Raw genomic sequence first — 20,570 nt, forward strand, 5'->3', positions numbered from 1 at the left:
AAACATGACGATAGCATTACTTGAAAATGTACATATTGCATTACCAGAGATGATTATATTGGTTACGGCTTGTGTTGCCTTGCTTGCTGAGCTTTTTTTTCGTCATCGTATTCCAGCAATTACTCTAACATGCGCGACAATAGGATTGGCACTAGCAACCTGTGTTAGTTTGCTATTTATAGGTAGTTTTAAAACGGTAATTTTAGGTGGTCTATTTATTAGTGATGATCTTGCTCAACTAATGAAAGTATTCATTTATATCTCTGTGTTTTTGAGCTTCTTCTACTCAAGATATTATATCATTGAGCGCCAAATGCCTGAGGGTGATTATTATGTCCTTGGGCTGTTTTCAACTCTTGGAATGATGATACTGGTTTCCGCGCATTCTTTACTGACAATCTATTTAGGCTTGGAACTATTATCTCTTCCAATTTATGCTATGACAGCAATTCGTCGTAGCAATAGTGATGCGAGTGAAGCTGCTTTAAAGTATTTTGTTATGGGAGCTATCGCATCAGGAATGTTGCTTTATGGGATGTCACTTCTTTATGGAGCGACCGGCAAGCTTGAGCTTACTGAAATTGCTAATACGATTTCTAGTAATGGCATACAACAGCAGGGCGCCTTATTAACCTTTGCCTTAGTTTTTCTTATTGCCGGTATTGGATTTAAACTAGCATCAATCCCTTTTCACATGTGGGCTCCTGATGTTTATCAAGGTGCTCCAACGGCAGTGACCTTATTCATTGGTACTGCGACTAAAATTGCGGCTCTAGGTATGGCAATGCGTATACTAATCTTAGGTTTTGGTCTACCTGGTTTGATAGAACAATGGCAACAACTTTTATTAGTAATGGCTTTACTATCAACAGGTTTAGGTAATCTATTTGCAGTGATACAAAATAATATAAAGCGTCTTCTTGCTTATTCAGCTATTGCACATATAGGTTATTCTTTATTCGGACTTTTGTCTGCTACGCCTGAAGGATATGCTGCTGCTCTCTATTATGTATTAATTTACTCACTCATGAGCGCCGCTGCTTTTGGTTTAGTCATATTGATGTCAAATAAAGGATTGGAAATCGAGAACGTTGACGATCTTAAAGGATTAAATAAAAGAAATCCGTGGCTAGCGTTTATGATGTTGATTGTTATGTTTTCCATGGCGGGTGTGCCACCAACCGCCGGCTTCGTCGTTAAGCTATTAGTTTTAAAGGCGTTAGTTGATGTTAATCTAACATGGGTCGCGGTTCTTGGTCTTTTCTTTGCGGTCGTTGGTGCTTATTATTATTTGCGCATTGTTAAAGTGATGTACTTTGATGAAGCAGCCGATAGTACGCCAGTTAGACTTTCAACTCCAATGAATATGGTCTATTCAATTAATTGTCTTGCTTTACTGTATTTTGGAATATTCCCTTCAGCTTTAATGACTGCTTGTACGAATGCTTTTTCAGGTTAAGAATAGGCGCCGGGCCTCAATAACCTAGGTTGGGCCCGACGACATAATCTATAGAAACAGTCATCATTAAAATTTTTTTGCTCCCATATAATCTTGTAATGCCAAGACCCGGCTTATCTCAACTGAATGTTTTCTAGAATTGTCAACCTACGTTGACTGGGATCTATCACTATTTGGGTATTGTACTTCGTTGTGAAATGATTTTCTGTGTGTATAAAGATGGCCACAAAAAGGAATTCCACATTAACCAATAAAAAAACTTGATAAGTTCAAGAAGGGTGAGTATACTTGCCCTCAGTTGATGCGGGGTGGAGCAGCCTGGTAGCTCGTCGGGCTCATAACCCGAAGGTCGTAGGTTCAAATCCTGCCCCCGCTACCAATTTTATTAAACCCCATTATTGGGGTTTTTTATTATGTTTTTTTCGGTAGTTTTGGGTACTACCAGATTCATCAAGATGACTCGTTAAAGATAATCATTTCGAAAAAGGGTGCCTGAATCTAGTTTAGATTTAGAAATGCCGACTAATGAGTAGGTTATGATACGAAACGAAATTGAAGCGATGTTAATGCCTCTTGTTGAAGATCTTGGATATGAATTGTGGGGATGCGAATATTTGTCACAAGGTAAACATTCTCTACTACGTATTTACATCGATAAAGAGGATGGCATTAACATTGATGATTGTGAACGAGTAAGTAAACAAATAAGCGCATTCCTGGATGTTGAAGACCCTATTCCGGGTAACTATAGCTTGGAGATTTCTTCTCCCGGCATACCGCGTCCTCTATTTTATAAAGAACAATATAAGCGATATCTAGGACAGGATGTTCAAGTTAAACTGTTCAAACCGGTCAATGGTAGTCGTAAATTTACGGGTACTATTTTAGATGTAAGTGAAGATGTATTGATACTACAAATGGGTGAAGAAAAGATAGAAATACCATTTACCCATGTAGTAAAAGCAAACTTGATAGGTGAGTGAGAGGCGAACAATGAGCAAAGAATTGTTATTAGTTGCTGAGGCATTATCCAACGAGAAAGGTGTGAGCAAAGAAGTTGTTTTGCAAGCGATTCAAGCAGCACTTGAATCTGCCACTCGTAAACTCACCGATAAAGATATTGGTGTGAGAGTGAAGCTTGATCCTCGAACTGGGGAATACGAAACCTTCCGATACTGGGATGTTGTTGCAGATGAAGAGCTTAAATTCCCAGAGAGAGAGCTGACAGTTGAGCAAGCTAAAGAGCGTGTGCCCACAATTGAGCTTGGTGGGAAAATTGAAGAGCCTATGCCATCGATTGAATTTGGTCGAATTGCAGCTCAAACCGCACGACAAGTTATTATGCAGAAAGTGCGTGAAGCGGAAAGACAACAAGTCGTCGATCAGTTTAAAAACAAACTTGGCCAGCTTATTTATGGTACTGTTAAAAAAGTAACTCGCGATAATATTATTATCGATTTAGGCGGCAAAGCAGAAGCATTTATGCCACGAGGAGAAATGCTTCCGAATGAAATGTTCCGACCAAACGATCGAGTACGTGCTTATTTATATGAAATTACTCCCCAATCACGGGGTCCACAACTTTTTGTCAGTCGAATTCGTAATGAAATGCTGATCGAATTGTTCCGAATAGAAGTGCCTGAAATTGGTGAAAACGTTATTGAAGTGAAGGCAGCTGCACGTGAACCTGGCAATCGTGCTAAAATTGCAGTTAAAACCAATGATGGCCGAATAGATCCTGTAGGTGCCTGTGTTGGTATGCGTGGCGCGCGAGTACAGGCTGTTTCAAGTGAGTTGGGCGGCGAGAGAGTTGATATTATTCTGTGGGATGATAATCCTGCGCAGCTCGTTATCAATGCCATGGCACCTGCTGAAATCTCATCTATCGTTGTGGATGAAGATAGCCATACAATGGATTTGGCAGTGCAAAAAGATCAATTGTCACAAGCAATTGGCCGAAACGGACAAAATGTAAGGTTAGCAAGTCAACTTACAGGCTGGACGCTGAATGTTATGACTATCGAGGAATTCAACAGTAAGAGCCAGGAAGAATCAAGCAAGATCATTAACTTGTTTACTACCACTCTTGAAATTGATGAAGAAATTGCCAGTCTCTTGGTTGCACATGGGTTTTCTTCATTAGAAGAAGTTGCCTATGTTCCTAAAGAAGAGTTAATGGCAATCGAAGAGTTTGATGAAGAAATCGTAGAGGAGTTAAGAAACAGAGCAAATGATACTTTATTAACTCAAGCGTTAACTTCTGGAGAGGGTCTAGCTGGTAGTCCTTCAGATTCACTTCTTACTATGGAAGGAATGACAGAAGAGTTGGCGACTAGTTTAGCCAGTAAAGGAATAACTACCATGGAAGCGTTAGCTGAACATTCAGTCGATGAATTACTTGATATTCCAGGAATGACAGAAAAAAGGGCTGGTGAATTAATTATGAAAGCTCGCGAACCTTGGTTTGAATAAAAAAAAACAATTATTGAATATTAGCATTTGCCTTAGCTGAAATAATTTGAGGTAATGCTGCCTTATTTTTCTTGCGCTGAGTTGGCGTATGAATCATTAGAATTAGAGCAATTTAACAGATAGAAATTGCTGAAGGGGGGTTAAATTTATGGCGGATGTGACGGTTAAACAATTGGCGCAGGTCGTTGGTATCCCTGTTGAGCGCCTATTGACCCAGTTACAAGAAGCAGGGTTGTCATTTACTGATGATACTCAAACGGTCAATGAAGAGCAGAAGCGGATCTTGCTAACTCATTTAAAGAGCCATGCTAATCGTGAATCACGTACTACTCCAGAGCGCATTACTTTGAAGCGAAAAAGCTTGACACAGGTCAAAGTGGGGCATGATGGCTATAGCGGAAAAACGGTGAGTATCGAGGTTCGTAAAAAACATACTTACGTTAAGCGAAGTACACTCGTTGATCAGCAACATCCTGAACAAGAAGATGAACATGAAGAGGAACAAGTGCTTGCTGTCGAAGCACATGATGGAATAGAAACTGCCGCTCAAGAAACAGAAATTCCAGTTGAGTTAGCAGTTGAAGCGACTGAGGGTGGAACAGTTGAACAGCCTGCAGAGCAGAGCGATGAAGAGACAACTGAGGCCAGTTCAAAAGAGCAACAAGAAAACCTTGCTGACCAATCTGAGGTTGAACTACCAACTACTGATGAGCCCGCTACTACTAATCTTATTCCAGAAAAGGTAGAAAAAACTGCTAGGAAAAAGCATAGTGAAAAGAGTGATACTGATTCTGAAATGGAGTACAAAAAAGGTAAGAAAAAAAGCAAATATCAACAACTACCTGAGCGTGACGAAGATGAACGTGGTATGCAAGTTCGTCATAAGCGAGGCAAGGCGAAGAAACGTAAGCCGAATGAAAAATCAGATAAGTATCGTGAAGCAGAAGAAGCTTTAACGCACGGATTTGCTATGCCTACATCGCCGGTGGTTCGTGATGTAGCAATCCCAGAAACTATCACCGTTGCTGAATTAGCAAAACGTATGTCGGTTAAAGTAGCTGAGGTAATTAAAGTAATGATGGGGCTAGGCGCAATGGCTACCATCAACCAAGTAATTGATCAAGATACTGCAGTTATTGTCGTTGAAGAAATGGGTCACAGACCACGACCAATAAAAGAAGATGCAATTGAAGAAGATTTAGGTGATGTGTTGTCTAAAGGTAGTGTCATGGAGTCTCGGGCTCCTGTAGTGACTATTATGGGACATGTCGACCATGGTAAAACCTCATTGCTTGACTATATCCGCAGAACTAAGGTAGCAGCAGGCGAAGCAGGTGGTATTACTCAACATATTGGTGCTTACCATGTGGTTACGCCAAAAGGAAAAATCACTTTTCTTGATACTCCTGGTCATGCCGCGTTTACTGCAATGCGAGCCCGTGGTGCGCAAGCAACTGACATTGTTATTTTGATCGTAGCTGCTGATGATGGTGTTAAACCACAGACAATAGAAGCAATTCAGCATGCGAAAGCGGCTAATGTTCCTATTATTGTTGCTGTTAATAAAATGGATAAGCCAGATGCTGATCCTGATAGGGTGATGAATGAGTTGTCAGCGCATGATGTCATCCCTGAAGCTTGGGGTGGCGATACTATGTTCGCTAAAATTTCCGCAAAATCAGGCGAAGGTATTGATGAATTATTAGATGCCGTATTATTGCAATCTGAAGTATTAGAATTAACTGCTAATACTGACGGAGCAGCAAAAGGTGTAGTTATCGAATCACGATTAGATAAAGGTCGAGGTCCAGTTGCAACTATTTTAGTTCAGAGTGGAACTCTGCATAAAGGCGATATTTTACTCGCTGGTTTGCAGTATGGACGCGTCCGTGCATTAGTAAGTGATAATGGTACTCAAGTTGATAGCGCCGGACCTTCTATCCCTGTTGAAGTTCTTGGTCTTTCAGCAATTCCGCATGCTGGTGATGAAGCAGTTGTTGTTCCTGATGAAAAAAGAGCTCGTGAAGTGGCCTTATTCCGTCAAGGAAGATACCGTGATGTTAAATTAGCTAGGCGACAAAAATCGACTATCGAAGGTATTTTAGAAACAATGACGACAGCGGAAGCGAAAATACTTAATGTCGTATTGAAAGCTGATGTGCAAGGTTCTGTTGAAGCAATTGCAGATGCCTTAGTCAAACTATCTACAGATGAAGTCAAGGTAGAAATTATTGCTAGTGGGGTTGGTGGGATCACTGAATCCGATGTTCATCTAGCGATCGCTTCCAATGCCTTACTCATTGGTTTTAATGTTCGTGCAGATAGTGGTGCTAAACGTTTGGTAGAGCAGGAAGGTGTATCCTTACATTACTACAGTGTTATCTATGACATCGTGGATCAAGTAAAAGGTGCTCTAACTGGCATGCTTGCTCCTCAGTTTAAAGAAGAAATTATTGGTATTGCAGAAGTTCGTGATGTATTCCGCTCACCTAAATTGGGTGCAATTGCCGGATGTATGGTGATTGAAGGAGCCATTAAACGTAATAATCCAATCCGTGTACTCAGAAATAATGTAGTTATCTATGAAGGAACGCTTGAGTCATTACGACGATTTAAAGACGATGTGGTCGAAGTACGCCAAGGATTTGAATGCGGTATCGGCGTGAAGAACTATAATGATGTTAAGACCGGCGATTTAATCGAAGTATTTGAGACTATAGAAATTAAGCGTGATTTATGAGTAATGACTTCAAGCGTATCGATCGCGTTGCAGAAATGATGCAACGCAAGCTATCGCAACTTATTCAGCAGGAAATCAAAGATCCGCGGTTGCCTCCTTTTGTGACGGTTTCAGCCGTAAAGGTAGCCGCGGATTTAGGGCATGCAAAGGTGTATTTTACAGTTTTAAATGCCGATGTTGAAAAAACTACAGTAATCTTAAACTCTGCAGCAAGTTATTTACGCACCGCCTTAGCTCGAAGCGTAAAACTTCGAACGGTTCCACAACTGCATTTTATCTATGATGAATCCGTAGAGTACGGTCGACGTCTAAGCCGTTTGATTGATGATTTAAATCCACCTGACAATGAAGATGAAGAAAGTTGAGTGCGATCAAACCATCAATGGGATTTTATTAGTAAATAAACCTCAGGGATTGTCATCAAATGCTGTTTTACAACAGGTGAAGCGCTTATACCGAGCAAAAAAAGCAGGTCATACTGGGAGTCTTGATCCTTTAGCAACAGGTATGTTACCGATTTGTTTTGGGGAGGCAACCAAATTTTGCCAATACATGCTTGATGCAGATAAATCGTATGAGGCAACGGGTTTATTCGGGATAAAAACGAATACTGGCGATGCAATGGGAGAAGTGCTTGAACAAACAGAGTCTTTCCAGTTAACCGAAAGTGAAGTGCTTGCCATTCTCCAACAATTTACAGGCCCAATTAAACAAATTCCATCGATGTTTTCTGCCTTAAAACATAAGGGTACTCCCTTGTATAAATATGCAAGAGAAGGCGTCTCAATTGAGCGCGAAGCACGGGCGGTTACAATTCATGAATTACAGTTAATTGCCTTTGATGGCCTAAGTTTCGGTATAAAAGTGTCTTGCACGAAAGGAACCTATATTCGCAATTTGGTAGAGGATATAGGCGATGCTCTTGGTGTCGGTGCTCATGTCACCAAACTTCATCGAATAAATACAGCAGGATTTGTCGATGAGCCAATGTATACTTTAGATGATTTGCAGCAACAGGCAATGACTGAATTAAGAAGTTACTTATTGCCAATGGAGAGAGCGGTAAATTATTTACCTCTAATTCAATTAGATGCCGTTGAGTTATTGGCTTTACGTCAAGGAAAGGCGATAAAAGGAAAAGAAAACGGTCTTACGGGAGAGGTTCGCCTTTATTATCAGGATGAATTTATTGGCTTAGGTGAGTTACACGAAGAGGGTGATTTGAGTGTGAAGCGTCTGTTAGCATTTTAATGCAGTAACAATCAGGCGCTGATCTTATTTAAATAAAATATTGCACAAATTATCATCTAATACTTGTGTCTATTCTCATGCCTTGGTAGAATGCTCCCCTTTGAAAGAATACATAGCTATCTTCGGGAGTGAATATGTCGCTAACTAGCGTACAAAAAACAGAAATTGTTAATGAGTACAAACGAGCTGAGAATGACACTGGCTCGCCAGAAGTACAAGTTTCATTAATGACAGGTCGTATTAAGTATTTAACAGACCATTTTAAAAGTAATAAAAAAGATTTCCATTCGCGACGAGGCTTGCAAGAACTTGTAAACAAGCGCCGCAAGTTGCTCAAGTATTTGAAAAAGAATGATCAAGAGCGTTATCAGACTCTGATCCAAAGTCTGGGCTTGCGTGATTCCTATTGATACATGCAAAAAATGTTCAATAGAGCTAACAGGTTCAACAATCTAATTTCAAAGGAAAGGCGCAGTATTCTGCGCTTTTTTTTTCTCGTTGTTAACATCCTAAAGACACATAGCCAATTGGCGCGAGGATGCAGAAGTTGTGAGTGTTAGAGTTTTTTTGATAATGGCGGAAGTTTTTTTATCGTTAAGATGAAATAGGAAATTATCAAAAAAACTTTAAGATTCGCTGCAGTTATGGAGCAGATTGTATTTGCGGTTTTAGGATTCCAATTTTAAAGAGGTGACACACGTGGCTAAAATCACTAAAGAAGTGCGATTCGGTGAGCATACGCTTGTGCTCGAGACAGGTGAAATTGCAAGACAAGCAGATGGTGCCGTTTTTGCCAGCATGGCGGGCACACAAGTTCTGGTTACTGTGGTAGCTAAGAAAGAGGGTGCGGAAAATAATAATTTTTTCCCCCTGACAGTAAATTATCAAGAAAAAGCTTATGCAGCGGGTAAAATTCCAGGCGGCTTCAATAAGCGAGAAGGTCGTCCAAGCGAACTTGAAACCTTGACTTCACGTTTAATGGATAGACCATTGAGACCTTTATTCCCAGAAGGTTTCCATAACGAAGTACAAGTTATTGCAACGGTGATGTCATTAAATCCTGAGGTTCCCTCTGACATTATTTCCATGATTGGTGCTTCAGCAGCGTTAGCGATCTCGGGTGTTCCTTTCCAAGGTCCCATTGGCGCAGTTCGTGTAGGTTATAAAGATGGTATTTATATCCTTAACCCTAGCTTTAAAGCAATAGCCGAGTCTGATCTCGATTTAGTTGTTGCTGGAACTGAAGACGCTATTCTAATGGTAGAATCAGAAGCACGGGAATTGAGTGAAGAAGTCATGCTTGGCGCTGTGTTATACGGCCATGAAATGATGAAAGGCGTGATTAAAGCAATAAAAGAATTAGCAGCAGAAGTAGGTAAATCAAGCTGGGATTGGACTGCCCCGCCAGTGGATACTGTACTTACCACACGCGTTGCTGAGTTAGGTACCGAACAAGTTACGGAAGCTTATCTAATTAAAGACAAAACGCAGCGTTACCAGCGGTTGAATGAAATTAGACAGCAACTCGTTGATGCCTTAATGAGCGAACGTGAAGAGCTCAAAGAAGAACAAGTGAGTGAGGTTTTAGGTTCACTGGAAAAAGCAATTGTACGAAATCGTATTCTTGCTGGAGAACCACGTATCGATGGACGTGATCAAAAAACAGTGCGGCCAATCGCAATTCGTACAAAATTCCTAGAAAGAGCACATGGTTCGGCTTTATTCACTCGTGGTGAAACTCAAGCAATCGTAGCGGCTACCCTGGGTAATGAACGTGACGCACAAACTTTAGACAGCCTAAGTGGCGAATCGAAAGATAGATTTATGTTGCATTATAACTTCCCTCCATTCTCCGTGGGTGAAGTCGGTATGGTAGGAAGTCCGAAGCGACGCGAAATAGGACATGGACGCTTAGCTAAACGTAGTTTAATGGCCGTTTTACCTACTGCAAGCGAATTTCCTTATGTTATCCGCGTGGTGTCAGAAATTACTGAATCGAATGGTTCAAGTTCTATGGCAACCGTTTGTGGAACAAGCTTAGCTTTAATGGACGCAGGCGTACCTCTAAAAGCACCTGTTGCTGGGGTTGCAATGGGTCTAATTAAAGAAAATGATCGCTTTGCAGTATTAACTGATATTCTTGGCGATGAAGATCATTTAGGTGATATGGACTTTAAGGTTGCAGGAACGGAAAAAGGAATCACAGCGCTGCAGATGGATATCAAAATAACCGGAATTACCAAAGAAATTATGGAGCAGGCTTTAGATCAGGCATTAGCCGGCCGAATTCATATTCTTGGCGTAATGAATACTGCTCTCTCTGAACATCGTGAAGAGTTATCAAAACATGCCCCTAGAATTACAACTATGAAAGTTGCTGAAGATAAAATTCGCACAATCATTGGTAAAGGCGGTAGCACTATTAAAGGTTTAATCGAAAGCACGGGTGTTGCCATTGACATCGATGACAGTGGCGTAGTTCAACTGTTTTCACCGGACGCAGATGCTTTGGAAGAAGCTCAACGACAAATTAAAGCCCTAATTGCTGAAATTGAAGTGGGACAAACTTATAAAGGTAAAGTCAGTAAGATTGTTGATTTCGGTGCATTCATCAATTTATTACCTGGCAAAGATGGACTTCTGCATATTTCACAAATTTGTTCTGATCGCTCACAAAAAGTTGAGGCAGTTCTCTCTGAAGGACAAGAAATTGAAGTTTATGTTGCAGGCGTGGATAAACAAGGCCGCGTGAAGCTTGAGTGGAAAGATAAGCCACAAACAGCAGAAGCAACAGCTGCCCCGCAAGCACAAGAATCTGAAGAAGCAGATTTATCAGTAGAAGCGGATGTAGAAGATCAGTCAGAAGAGTAGATTAGTTGCGAAGAGTTCAGAGTAAATGAACTCGCGGAGCCAAATTGTCACCCTTGCGGTTTTATTTTCATCCTTGCCTTCGCAGGGATGAAAATAAATAGTGATGACAACCATGCCAATACCGTGCTAATCGAATTCTGTTATACACTGTTCAAAGTGCCAAAGTCGTTATACTCTATAGATATTAGTGTGTATTAGCTTATCTCGCTCGTACGTTATCCTAACTCTCCTCCGTGGCTTGCTATGTTAGATCCTTCGCTACGCTCGGGATGACTTGCAGGGATGAGCTATTACATTAAGGTTAGATAAATGGCATAGGATGCCGATGAAAAAACAAAAACTCCTTCCCTTATCGTTAGCGGCACTTGGCATTGTCTATGGTGACTTAGGAACGAGTCCTATTTATGCCTTACAACAAACTCTACTGCATATTTCTGTTAGCACTGAAAACATTTTGGGTATCTTATCCCTAGTCTTCTGGGCCCTGGTTTTAGTTATCTCAACTCGTTATGTCATTGTTTTTCTACGCGCAGATAATGACGGCGAAGGCGGGGTTTTAGCCTTGGTTACTTTACTCAGACGCCAGGATAAAAAAGTTCCACGTTTATTTTTCTATTTAGGCATCATTGGAGCCGGTTTACTCCTAGGTGATGGCATGATTACCCCCGCAATTTCAGTGATTAGTGCTGTTGAGGGATTAAAGGTGATATCCCCTAGTTTTTCCTACTTAGTGGTTCCCATATCTTTCGCGATTCTTTTTATTTTATTTGCCTGCCAGCGCTTTGGAACCGAGAAAATTGGCTTTTCTTTTGGGCCAATTCTTTTTTGTTGGTTTATAACCATTGCCGTTTTAGGACTAAATGCCATCATCCATAATCCAACAGTCTTACGAGCAATTAATCCTTATTACGCTTTTTTATTTTTTAAGCATGGAGGGTGGCATGTTTATATTTTATTAAGCGGGGTTTTTTTGGTGATCACTGGTGCGGAAGCGATGTATGCGGATCTGGGTCATTTTGGCAGATTGCCGATTCAAATTGGTTGGTTCGCAGTTGCTTTACCGTCACTGCTATTAAATTATTTTGGGCAGGGAGCCAATTTATTGCAATCGCCGGATGCAATTTCCCATTCATTTTACGCACTTGCTCCTTCTTGGTTTGCCTATCCGCTATTAATCATTGCTACTTTAGCAACAATCATTGCGTCTCAGGCAGTAATCTCTGCCAGTTTTTCCCTAACCCGACAGGCAATTTTATTGAATGTATGCCCACGGCTATCTATCATTCATACTTCAAAAAAAGAAAAAGGTCAGATCTATATGCCGCAAGTGAATTTCATTCTGGCGACAGGCACCTTGTTATTGGTTCTTATTTTTAGAAGCTCTGACGCTTTAGCCGCAGCTTATGGGATGTCAGTTAACCTGGTTATGATTATTGTCGCTATTTTGGTCATGTGCGTCGCGCGATTAAATTGGCAATGGTCTATTGCAAAAATACTTCAAGTTTTCCTTATTTTCAGTTTAATTGATCTAGCTTTTCTGGGGGCTAACCTCCATAAGATTGAAGAAGGCGCATGGATTCCTCTAGTTTTCGCTTTGGTGGTCGGTACAATGATGATTACTTGGGAAAAAGGCATGGAAGTTTTACGGGCCTCCTACTACATGAAGAGAGTTGCTTTACTGGATGGGCTTGGTGAATTGAAAACTTCTAAATTAAATTTTTTGGATAATGTGACCGCAGTTTTTATGGCTGATCCCTATGATAAAAGTGGTGGTAGTTTTTTTCATTATTTGAAGCTGAATCGAATTATGCCGGAACAAGTTTTAATTGTAAGTATGACTACGGAAAACTATCCCTATGTTTATGAAAAAAAGCGCTATGAATTACAAAAACTGCAAAAAAATATTTATAAATTAATTTTACACTATGGTTTTATGCAGACTGTGTCTATTCCACGTGTATTGCAGTTAGCAATTCAGAGCAAAATATTTCCTTTTACTCTTGAACTTGAGAAAGCCATTTATCTTGTAGAGACAATAAATATTACAAATAAGAAAAGATCCTCACCACTCTATCCATGGCAGAAAAAATTGTTTTATTTCTTATTGCGCAATTCGGAATTAGATATCCAGTTTTTCAAATTACCAACTAATAAAACTATATCTATTGGTTCTTATTGTGAGATTTGAAATTAGGCTGCGTTGACAAATTCTTATCCTTTACCTGTCGCAGTGTGTCCACTGTTGCTACATAAACCGTTCGGGCTCTGAGGTATCCCTAAGAAATTAAATAGACTGTTTAGTTCATTGCTCATTTTGTTTATGCCGTTCGCACTGAGGAAGCGCGCAGCGCTGTCTCGAAGTGTCGCAAAAAATCTCCTTGAGAGCCTCAGGACAGACCCTTCGAGAGCCAAGCCTTCGAGACGCTCGCGATGCGTGCTCCTCAGGCTGAACGGAATAAAATGAATACAAATTCCTTAAATCTTCATTTCGTGGGGATACCTCAGTCCGAACGATTGCCAGACAAGTCCCTGTATGTAGACAGTAGGTAAGAATTAAATCTCATCGCTCATAAGTTGCTGCATCACCTCTTCCTGTGGTGCCCAGTCACGCTGGTGTTCAGCAGCAATGGCTTCATTAATTGCTTTAATGTCTTTCGCATTAAGAGGTTTTTCATTTTGATCAGTGTACACGACCGATGGATTACCTACTGGTGCAGAAGTACCATAAGGCTTATCAAATAAAGCCTGAGTGACTGTTGGACCCGGTGCGGATAGGTTGTTTCCACTGCCTGTTGTAACGCAGCCTCCTAGAAAAATTGAAAGTGCAGCAATGCCTATTTTTTGCATTTGCAACCTCCTTGTAAAAGACTCTAAGTCTTTGATTAGAATAATGGATAGCTAAGACGAGTTATTATCAGTATAGGAAACAATGGAGTAAATTGATCAGAATGATCAAAAAATAAAAAAAAGAGGAAGTTAGACTAGAATGATGAAGCTTTTCGCTTCACCATTAGCCTTTAGAAATTAAACGTAAAAATTCACTGCGACTCAATGAGCTCTCTTGCATCTCACCCCGCATGACGGAAGTCGTCATAATTGAGTTTTGTTTTTCAACACCACGCATCATCATGCAAAGATGCTTTGCTTCAATAACTACTGCGACCCCACGTGCATTGGTAATTGAGGCAATACAATCAGCGATTTCTAAGGTCAAACGTTCTTGAATTTGTAATCGTCTTGCAAAATAATCGACAATACGGGCTATTTTAGATAAGCCTAATACTTTCCCATTAGGTAGATAACCTACATGGCATTTACCTAAAAAAGGGAGTAAATGGTGCTCGCACATAGAATACATTTCAATATCTTTGACGATGACCATCTCAGCCATATCGGAGTCAAACAAAGCATCATTGATAATCTCATCAAGATTCTCTTGGTATCCTTTTGTAAGATAGCGAAATGCATTAGCAGCTCGTTCTGGTGTACCTCGTAACCCTTCACGTTCAACATCTTCACCGATTGATTCTAAAATTTGTTTGTACAATTCTTGCATGGTTCTTGCCCTAACCAGGAGGCCACGTCATCTGACGACCACCTAGTACGTGTAAATGAATGTGGTAAACTTCCTGCCCGCCACCAGAGTTAACATTAAAAACCAGACGGTATCCGTCGTCGCTAAGCTTTTCTGCTTTAGCCATCTTTTTCCCCATAAGGATCATGTGGCCTAAAAGTTGTTCATCTTTGCTATCTGTATCGTTAATTGTAGCAATATGTTGCTTTGGAAGGATCAACAAATGCGTGGGTGCTTGTGGTTTTATATCACGAATAACCATTATTTCTGGATCTTCAAATACCACTGTAGCTGGAATTTCTCCTGATACAATTTTGCAAAATAAGCAACTCATGATCGTCCTGATGTGTTTTAGCTAAACTAGCGATTATACTCCGACAAAGGAGTTGACAACAGACCCTGTCGGCGATTGAAGGGTTAAATTTTGCCTTTTAAACCTATTTTGCGCATAATAGCGGGTCTTATTAATTGAGAGATATAAAAATGGGTTTAATGGATATTAAAAGTGGTCGTAATATTCCTAATGAAATCAACGTCATCATTGAAATCCCTATGCATGGGGAGCCGGTAAAATATGAAGTCGATAAAGAAACTGGGGCGTTGTTTGTTGATCGTTTTATGACAACAGCTATGTTTTATCCTACTAATTATGGATATGTGCCTAGCACCTTATCAGAAGACGGTGACCCTGTTGATGTTTTAGTGGTTACGCCAGTACCTTTAATCTCTGGGGCAGTTATTCCCTGTCGTCCAGTAGGCATGCTTAAAATGACGGATGAAGCAGGAGTGGATGCGAAGCTATTGGCTGTTCCTATCAGCAAATTGAGCAAGATGTATGACTCAATAAAAACCCATGAAGATATTCCGCGTCATTTATTGTTATCTCTTGAGCATTTCTTCCAACATTATAAAGATTTAGAAGAGGGAAAATGGGTCAAATTAAATGGTTGGGAAGGCCCTGAAGCCGCTTACCAGGAAATATTATCCAGTATCGAGCGCTACAATAAAAAAACAGAGTTTATATAATCAATCCGTTCGGGCTAAGGTATTCTCAGGAAATGAGGATCTAGGGAATTTGTATTCATTTTATCCGTTCAGCCTGAGGAGCACGCATGGCCTGGGTCTCGGAGCCTCTCCAGAGGCTCTCGAAGGAGCTTTTTGAGACACTTCGAGACAGCGCTGCGCGCTTCCTCAGTGTGAACGGTATAAACCAAACGATCAAATGAACTAAGCAGACTATTTAATTTCGTGGGGATACCTCAGAGCCCGATCGGGTTTAATCGTGCATAACGCCAGTTATACATCACTTCGGGCAAACAGCAGGGATTCGCGCAACATTTTAATCACGCTTTTTTTGATTTAGTCGTCGCCACCCGGTCCTCTTGCAATACCAGCTCGAGCTCGCCAGTTGCTTGTCGGGCAAAGTTTATCAGTTCATGTTCTGTTTCGAAAAATTTGAAGGATTTAACTAAATTAATTTCATCATGATGTTTAAACGTGCGTGCCTTACTGCGCGTATTTTCTGGACTATAGCCTAAAAATTTCATGATTTCTTGTGCCATAGTTAATGAAGAATCAAACACTTCTCGTCTAAAATAATCGACACCTTCCTTATGTAATTCATAAGCATGTCGCCTATTGCGAGCGCGGGAATAGATTTTTATCTGCGGAAACGCTTGTTTCGCAAGTCTTACTATATCTAAACTGGTGTCTGGATCATCCACAGCAACAATAAGCAATTTTGCTTTATCGGCACCTGCGTTTTTAAGCAAATCCAAGCGTGAGGCGTCACCAAAATAACCTTTAAATCCAAACTTACGCAATAACTCAATTTGGTCCGGATCTTTTTCCAAAACAGTAAGTTTAATACCTTGAGCATTAAGGAAACGTCCGATAATTTGGCCAAAACGTCCATAACCAGCAAGAATAACAGCATGTTGCTCATCGATAGTATCGTATCGAGGGGGTAAATTGCTCATAAAAAGTGGAACAATCAAACGAGTATAAATTATCATCAAGAGTGGAGTCGTTGCCATCGATAAGGCAATCGCAAAAATAAAGAAATCTGCTAAATGCTCGGTAATAACTTTAGAAGAAGAAGCAAATTGGAATAAGACAAAAGCAAATTCACTTCCCTGAGACAACAAAAGTGCAAGGCCTAGGGATTGCGCTCTGCTGAGCCCAAAGGAGCGACCGAGAAACAAAAGAACTAATGCTTTGATTGTAATAAAAAGAGCGATTGTTCCGAGCAAATAAATGGGATGATGAACGAGAATAGTAAAATCCATTCTCATGCCCACAGAGATAAAAAACAATCCAAGCAATAGACCTTTGAATGGTTCTATATCGGTTTCTAAAGTGCGTTTGTATTCGGAGTTGGCAAGCACTACGCCGGCCACAAATGCTCCGAGGCCTGGTGAAACGCCTATTGTCTCCATTAATAAGGTGATGCCAACAATTAAGGCTAATGAGGTTGCAGTAAAGACTTCGCGCAAATTCGTTTGCGCAATAATATAGAAAAAATAATGCGAGAAAAAATACCCAATTACAATGATGGCGGCAATAAGGGCGGTGATGATTCCAGCTTGTTGCCAACCGGGCAATGAATCCAGCAGCCCCGTTTTTTCTACAGGAGTGATGCCTTGCGCAACCAATAAAGGCAAGATGATTAATATTGGAATAACAGCAATATCTTGGAACAACAAGATGGCAAAAGAAGTTTCACCGATAGTTGTACGCATTAAATTCTTTTCTTGTAGAGATTGCAAAACGAGAGCCGTCGACGACAGGGACAGGGCCATACTCACTGCCAAACTAATTCGCCACTCATAGCTCAGAAGGATGCCAATAAGTGTGAGGATTGATGTAGTCAAAATAACTTGGAGACTGCCTAAACCGATGATTGCTTTGCGTAGTCGCCATAAGGTTTCAGGCTCAAGTTCTAAACCGATAAGAAAAAGCATCATAATGACGCCAAACTCCGCAAAATGCATAATTTGTACAGCGTTACCTATCAATTTGAAGCCAAAAGGCCCTATAAGAACCCCAATGATTAAATAGCCTAGTACTGAGCCAAGTTTAAAACGGCTGGCCAACGGTATGATGATGCAAGCTGCTGCGAGGAAAATAAAAATATGATAGAGGGAATAAGTAGTCATCGATTGCTTGGATCGAAACCGGGTAACTAAGGAGTATACTGGAACTTTGCTGAAGGTTATATCTTAGTTTGGATTTCTACTTAAAATGGGTTTCGTGGTCAAGCCGGCGTTGTTGCAAATTTTAACCCTTCCTGCCTACGCAACCGGTATCTAGGCGATCTTTTTTCATATCGAGATCCCTGGATCCCGCGAGTCGCGGGACGTAGGGATGGAGTTCAACTAGGCAATAACACCAGTCAAACCAGGAGGTTCATCGATCTGACTCACAAAGCCTTCCTAGCCTAAGCTATTTCATCGGCTCCAATCCTGCCTCATCCAATATAGATTTTGCATTTTGCGCAATCAATTGATGAATAGTTGCTGTAGGATGGACGTGATCCCAAAATAAATAGCCTTCACAAGACTCCTTGTCAGCAGCTAATCTGGGTTGAAGTTGATTTTGATAACTCATACTCAAGGCTTCTCGGAGCGCTGGGTTTTCAAGGATAGCTTGCCTTGTTTTTTCATCTAAATTGACCTCGTTTTTTTGCGCTTGCTGGGTTAAATAATTATTAAGTTGTATGGGATTATTGGTGGTTTCTGCGGTGACAGAACTACCATAGAAACCGCCTGTATAGCAAGGTTGAGTTATATTGCTAATACCGTATTGTTGAGGAGAATCCATCACCTGATTTAACATGCTATAGACATCAAAATAAGTCCAACTGACATTGGGGTATTCCTCTTTCAAGGCATTGAATTTATCGAGTAATTTTTGATTATGCATAAGGGTTAATTTAGTTAACAATTCTTGACTATTAGATCTTGCGGCTTCCGGTGTTTTACCTAAATCCGGCAGATTAACGACTAAAAACATAACGCCACCGCGCTCAACCAGTGCTTTGAGATTATTGCCAATTGCATCCACGACAGAGGTAGTAATGTCATCCACATTGCTGGGGCCATTAAGATAATTATTCCCGCCAATCCACACAATAAATAGCGTTTTATTTTTATTGGCAAAATTATGCAAATACAGATAATTATTGAGCTCAGCATCTAAGCTATAAGGCAAATTTTCTTTATAAGAAAGGACAGCTCCCGCACCGCCGACTGCGAAATCGAGGAAATTCTCAGGTTTAGTATTAGTAAAATAAGTTTGATATAAATTTTCAATCCACACCGGCCCATTACTGAAACGACCTTCATAATAGGGAGGGGAGCTTGGAATGAGATGGCCTATAAATTGGTACAAATTACCGTTGTCAGACAAGCTATCACCGAAAGTGACGATAGTGTCGAATTTATAGCTGTAAGAGTTAAGTGAAAAAAGAAAAAGAAAAACAAGACAGAGTGTTTTTTTAAACATAAGCACATCGATGTTGATAGAACTGCTTAGCATTATAAAGAGGATTTATTAGCTCAATATTAAGCCTGATAAATAAAAAAAAGAGCACCAATGTCAGCTAATGTTTGCGTTAAATAAATTCAATTATTCCAAGCAATAAATAATTAGATTTTTTTATGGCTTATAAGGTAAAATGCCCGGCGAATATCAACCGCGTTATTAAGGAAGTGAAAAATGTCGCATTTATCAATAAGAGAACTTAATAGGATTGTTGAAATAGCAACCGAGATGTATGCCCAAGGGAAAAAGGCTACTAATGCTTTTGATTATCTTAGTGCCTGTAAGGGTTTTGATGTAAGGCCAGATGCTATACCAGAAAAAAATAACGATTCCGAAGAAATAGAATTCGATCGTGAGGATTTTCAAATAAATTATAATCATCAAACAGCTATTAACGCTTTTACTCTTGCCGAAGAAAGCGCAGATTCAGCGTCTGAAAATCCAAAGGAGGTCTTCGCTGCAGCATTAAAGGAAAACCTACGAGGTGTATTTATTCTTCAAAATCCAATTTTTTCAGCCATTAATGAAATCGACCAACATCTTCAAGAGTTCCGCTCACCAGCGAATTGGTTTAAACGTAGCGCAAGAGATAAAATAGCTGCTTTGGAAACGTTAAAGCAACGGCTCTTAGAGGGAAGGGAAGGCACTATTGGGGAAACAATAGCCTCGTGGATGGAACAAAATAGACAAATTATCGCTAGTTCTAGAAACCTTCTTAAAATGAATGGAGAAGATCCTCAGGCTAGCACACTTAAATTTATTAACGGCCTATTACCAGTGTATGGCGAAGTCTCTTTAGAAGAAGACTATGATGATTCCCTGTCTCGTCAAGCCAAGCAAAAAATTTATCAACCGTTGTTGAATTATATTCAAGCACGCACAACATGGTTTCAACAAATCCTCACTTTTATTTTTAGAAACACGGCTCTTTCTAATGAAAAATTGGTTTTTGCGCAAGACCTGATTGAGAAAATACAAGACTCTAAGGACAGTTATTCTGCTTTAGATAAGATGTTACGAGATAAGCGAAATATACATGCTCATATGAGTGAGGAACAAGATCTGAATCATTACAATCTTAGAGCGCCAAGGGAGCTGCCTCAGACTGAAGAAACTCTTTTATCTTCATCTTCTCAACACGAGGAGAGAGGGATAGCTTCTCAGCAGCAACGTAAAACAACTATTCCTTTTTGGCAGCGTGCTATGGTGGTAGAGGAAGGTGAAATGTTTACTAAAAGTGACTTAGCCGAAGCACTGCATGAGTCTATTGAAATGACTTCAATGAGCATGTAATTGTTTTAAAAGTTGCGCTAAGGCTCATAACTGTTAGGCTAAGCCTTATTTAGCTTATAATTCGGTCTTTAGGCTGACTATGAACCCCTCGGGCTCTAAGGGAGCCCCACGCAATCAGGATCTAAGGAATTTGTATTCATTTTATTCCGTTCAGTCTGAGGGGCACGCATGGCGTGTGTCTCGAAGCCTGTCCTGAGGTTCTCGAAGGGGCTCTTTCATAGCACTTCGAGACAGTTTCCGTTCCCTTCATCAGACCAGTGAACAAACCCCTTGTTTCTCATTTTTGTATAAAATAAAATCAATTGTTTCAAGATCTAAATAATTAGATATTTTAATGACTTATAAGGTAAAATGCTCCGCGAATA

General features: G+C 40.3%; 15 protein-coding genes, 1 tRNA gene and 2 pseudogenes. 13 read left to right on the forward strand and 5 right to left on the reverse strand.

The annotated features are described in order from the left end of the window. Positions 1-4 precede the first annotated feature (4 nt). From nuoN to Lnau_RS13930, 11 genes and pseudogenes are all read left to right on the forward strand, one after another. Complete coding sequence (nuoN, locus tag Lnau_RS13885) at positions 5-1,459, forward strand: NADH-quinone oxidoreductase subunit NuoN (protein ID WP_058505728.1); 1,455 nt, start codon at positions 5-7, stop codon at positions 1,457-1,459. A 302-nt stretch (positions 1,460-1,761) separates the two neighbouring features. Then, positions 1,762-1,838, forward strand: a tRNA-Met gene (locus Lnau_RS13890). Between the two features lie 157 nt (positions 1,839-1,995). Next, the gene (rimP, locus tag Lnau_RS13895) at positions 1,996-2,442 is read left to right on the forward strand and encodes a ribosome maturation factor RimP (protein ID WP_058505729.1); all 447 of its coding nucleotides are present in this window, start codon (positions 1,996-1,998) and stop codon (positions 2,440-2,442) included. Positions 2,443-2,452: 10 nt separating this feature from the next. After that, positions 2,453-3,931, forward strand: coding sequence for a transcription termination factor NusA (nusA, locus tag Lnau_RS13900; protein WP_058505730.1), 1,479 nt, complete (start codon positions 2,453-2,455; stop codon positions 3,929-3,931). A gap of 148 nt (positions 3,932-4,079) precedes the next feature. Further along, positions 4,080-4,512, forward strand: a pseudogene (locus tag Lnau_RS17005) (translation initiation factor IF-2 associated domain-containing protein); the annotation flags it as partial. 83 nt (positions 4,513-4,595) lie between these two features. Next, positions 4,596-6,671, forward strand: a pseudogene (gene infB / locus Lnau_RS13905) (translation initiation factor IF-2); the annotation flags it as partial. Then, the gene (gene rbfA / locus Lnau_RS13910; protein ID WP_058505732.1) at positions 6,668-7,036 is read left to right on the forward strand and encodes a 30S ribosome-binding factor RbfA; all 369 of its coding nucleotides are present in this window, start codon (positions 6,668-6,670) and stop codon (positions 7,034-7,036) included. The pseudogene infB and the gene rbfA, both read left to right, overlap by 4 nt. Continuing rightward, positions 7,023-7,922, forward strand: coding sequence for a tRNA pseudouridine(55) synthase TruB (gene truB, locus Lnau_RS13915; protein ID WP_058505733.1), 900 nt, complete (start codon positions 7,023-7,025; stop codon positions 7,920-7,922). The genes rbfA and truB overlap by 14 nt, the downstream gene beginning before the upstream one ends. A gap of 134 nt (positions 7,923-8,056) precedes the next feature. Continuing rightward, a complete protein-coding gene (rpsO, locus tag Lnau_RS13920; RefSeq protein ID WP_058505734.1) occupies positions 8,057-8,332 on the forward strand; it encodes a 30S ribosomal protein S15 in 276 nt (91 codons plus the stop codon). 289 nt (positions 8,333-8,621) lie between these two features. Next, on the forward strand, positions 8,622-10,793 hold the full coding sequence (gene pnp / locus Lnau_RS13925; RefSeq protein WP_058505735.1) for a polyribonucleotide nucleotidyltransferase: 2,172 nt from the start codon (positions 8,622-8,624) through the stop codon (positions 10,791-10,793). A gap of 325 nt (positions 10,794-11,118) precedes the next feature. Then, positions 11,119-12,981 (forward strand): potassium transporter Kup, encoded by a 1,863-nt coding sequence (locus Lnau_RS13930; protein ID WP_058505736.1) that lies wholly within the window; start codon positions 11,119-11,121, stop codon positions 12,979-12,981. A 365-nt stretch (positions 12,982-13,346) separates the two neighbouring features. Here Lnau_RS13930 and Lnau_RS13935 read toward each other — a convergent pair whose 3' ends face one another. The 3 genes from Lnau_RS13935 to Lnau_RS13945 form a co-directional block, all read right to left on the reverse strand. Further along, positions 13,347-13,640, reverse strand: coding sequence for a hypothetical protein (locus Lnau_RS13935; protein WP_058505737.1), 294 nt, complete (start codon positions 13,638-13,640; stop codon positions 13,347-13,349). Between the two features lie 163 nt (positions 13,641-13,803). Further along, positions 13,804-14,349 carry a GTP cyclohydrolase I FolE gene (folE, locus tag Lnau_RS13940; RefSeq protein WP_058505738.1) on the reverse strand — a complete coding sequence of 182 codons (546 nt, stop codon included), beginning with the start codon at positions 14,347-14,349 and terminating at the stop codon, positions 13,804-13,806. A 10-nt stretch (positions 14,350-14,359) separates the two neighbouring features. Further along, a complete protein-coding gene (locus Lnau_RS13945; RefSeq protein WP_058505739.1) occupies positions 14,360-14,701 on the reverse strand; it encodes a histidine triad nucleotide-binding protein in 342 nt (113 codons plus the stop codon). Positions 14,702-14,850: 149 nt separating this feature from the next. On the opposite strand from Lnau_RS13945, the gene ppa reads away from it, so the two are divergent. Further along, the gene (gene ppa, locus Lnau_RS13950) at positions 14,851-15,393 is read left to right on the forward strand and encodes an inorganic diphosphatase (protein ID WP_058505740.1); all 543 of its coding nucleotides are present in this window, start codon (positions 14,851-14,853) and stop codon (positions 15,391-15,393) included. Between the two features lie 317 nt (positions 15,394-15,710). Here the strand turns inward: ppa and Lnau_RS13955 are convergent, their stop codons facing one another. Together Lnau_RS13955 and Lnau_RS13960 are read right to left on the reverse strand one after the other, a co-directional pair. Next, positions 15,711-17,525 carry a monovalent cation:proton antiporter-2 (CPA2) family protein gene (locus Lnau_RS13955; RefSeq protein WP_058505741.1) on the reverse strand — a complete coding sequence of 605 codons (1,815 nt, stop codon included), beginning with the start codon at positions 17,523-17,525 and terminating at the stop codon, positions 15,711-15,713. Between the two features lie 286 nt (positions 17,526-17,811). Next, on the reverse strand, positions 17,812-18,873 hold the full coding sequence (locus tag Lnau_RS13960; protein WP_058505742.1) for an SGNH/GDSL hydrolase family protein: 1,062 nt from the start codon (positions 18,871-18,873) through the stop codon (positions 17,812-17,814). A gap of 213 nt (positions 18,874-19,086) precedes the next feature. Here Lnau_RS13960 and Lnau_RS13965 point away from each other — a divergent pair, with 213 nt between their 5' ends. Next, positions 19,087-20,205 carry a hypothetical protein gene (locus Lnau_RS13965; RefSeq protein WP_058505743.1) on the forward strand — a complete coding sequence of 373 codons (1,119 nt, stop codon included), beginning with the start codon at positions 19,087-19,089 and terminating at the stop codon, positions 20,203-20,205. Positions 20,206-20,570 lie beyond the last annotated feature (365 nt).

It is taken from the genome of Legionella nautarum (assembly GCF_001467895.1).
Lineage (GTDB): Bacteria > Pseudomonadota > Gammaproteobacteria > Legionellales > Legionellaceae > Tatlockia > Tatlockia nautarum.

Bases quoted from the DNA above. Each gene is read 5' to 3' on its own strand.
- nuoN (WP_058505728.1), top strand. From the start codon at position 5: ATGACGATAGCATTACTTGAAAATGTACATATTGCATTACCAGAGATG.
- rimP (WP_058505729.1), top strand. From the start codon at position 1,996: ATGATACGAAACGAAATTGAAGCGATGTTAATGCCTCTTGTTGAAGAT.
- nusA (WP_058505730.1), top strand. From the start codon at position 2,453: ATGAGCAAAGAATTGTTATTAGTTGCTGAGGCATTATCCAACGAGAAA.
- rbfA (WP_058505732.1), top strand. From the start codon at position 6,668: ATGAGTAATGACTTCAAGCGTATCGATCGCGTTGCAGAAATGATGCAA.
- truB (WP_058505733.1), top strand. From the start codon at position 7,023: ATGAAGAAAGTTGAGTGCGATCAAACCATCAATGGGATTTTATTAGTA.
- rpsO (WP_058505734.1), top strand. From the start codon at position 8,057: ATGTCGCTAACTAGCGTACAAAAAACAGAAATTGTTAATGAGTACAAA.
- Lnau_RS13930 (WP_058505736.1), top strand. From the start codon at position 11,119: ATGAAAAAACAAAAACTCCTTCCCTTATCGTTAGCGGCACTTGGCATT.
- Lnau_RS13935 (WP_058505737.1), bottom strand. From the start codon at position 13,640: ATGCAAAAAATAGGCATTGCTGCACTTTCAATTTTTCTAGGAGGCTGC.
- folE (WP_058505738.1), bottom strand. From the start codon at position 14,349: ATGCAAGAATTGTACAAACAAATTTTAGAATCAATCGGTGAAGATGTT.
- Lnau_RS13945 (WP_058505739.1), bottom strand. From the start codon at position 14,701: ATGAGTTGCTTATTTTGCAAAATTGTATCAGGAGAAATTCCAGCTACA.
- ppa (WP_058505740.1), top strand. From the start codon at position 14,851: ATGGGTTTAATGGATATTAAAAGTGGTCGTAATATTCCTAATGAAATC.
- Lnau_RS13955 (WP_058505741.1), bottom strand. From the start codon at position 17,525: ATGACTACTTATTCCCTCTATCATATTTTTATTTTCCTCGCAGCAGCT.
- Lnau_RS13960 (WP_058505742.1), bottom strand. From the start codon at position 18,873: ATGTTTAAAAAAACACTCTGTCTTGTTTTTCTTTTTCTTTTTTCACTT.
- Lnau_RS13965 (WP_058505743.1), top strand. From the start codon at position 19,087: ATGTCGCATTTATCAATAAGAGAACTTAATAGGATTGTTGAAATAGCA.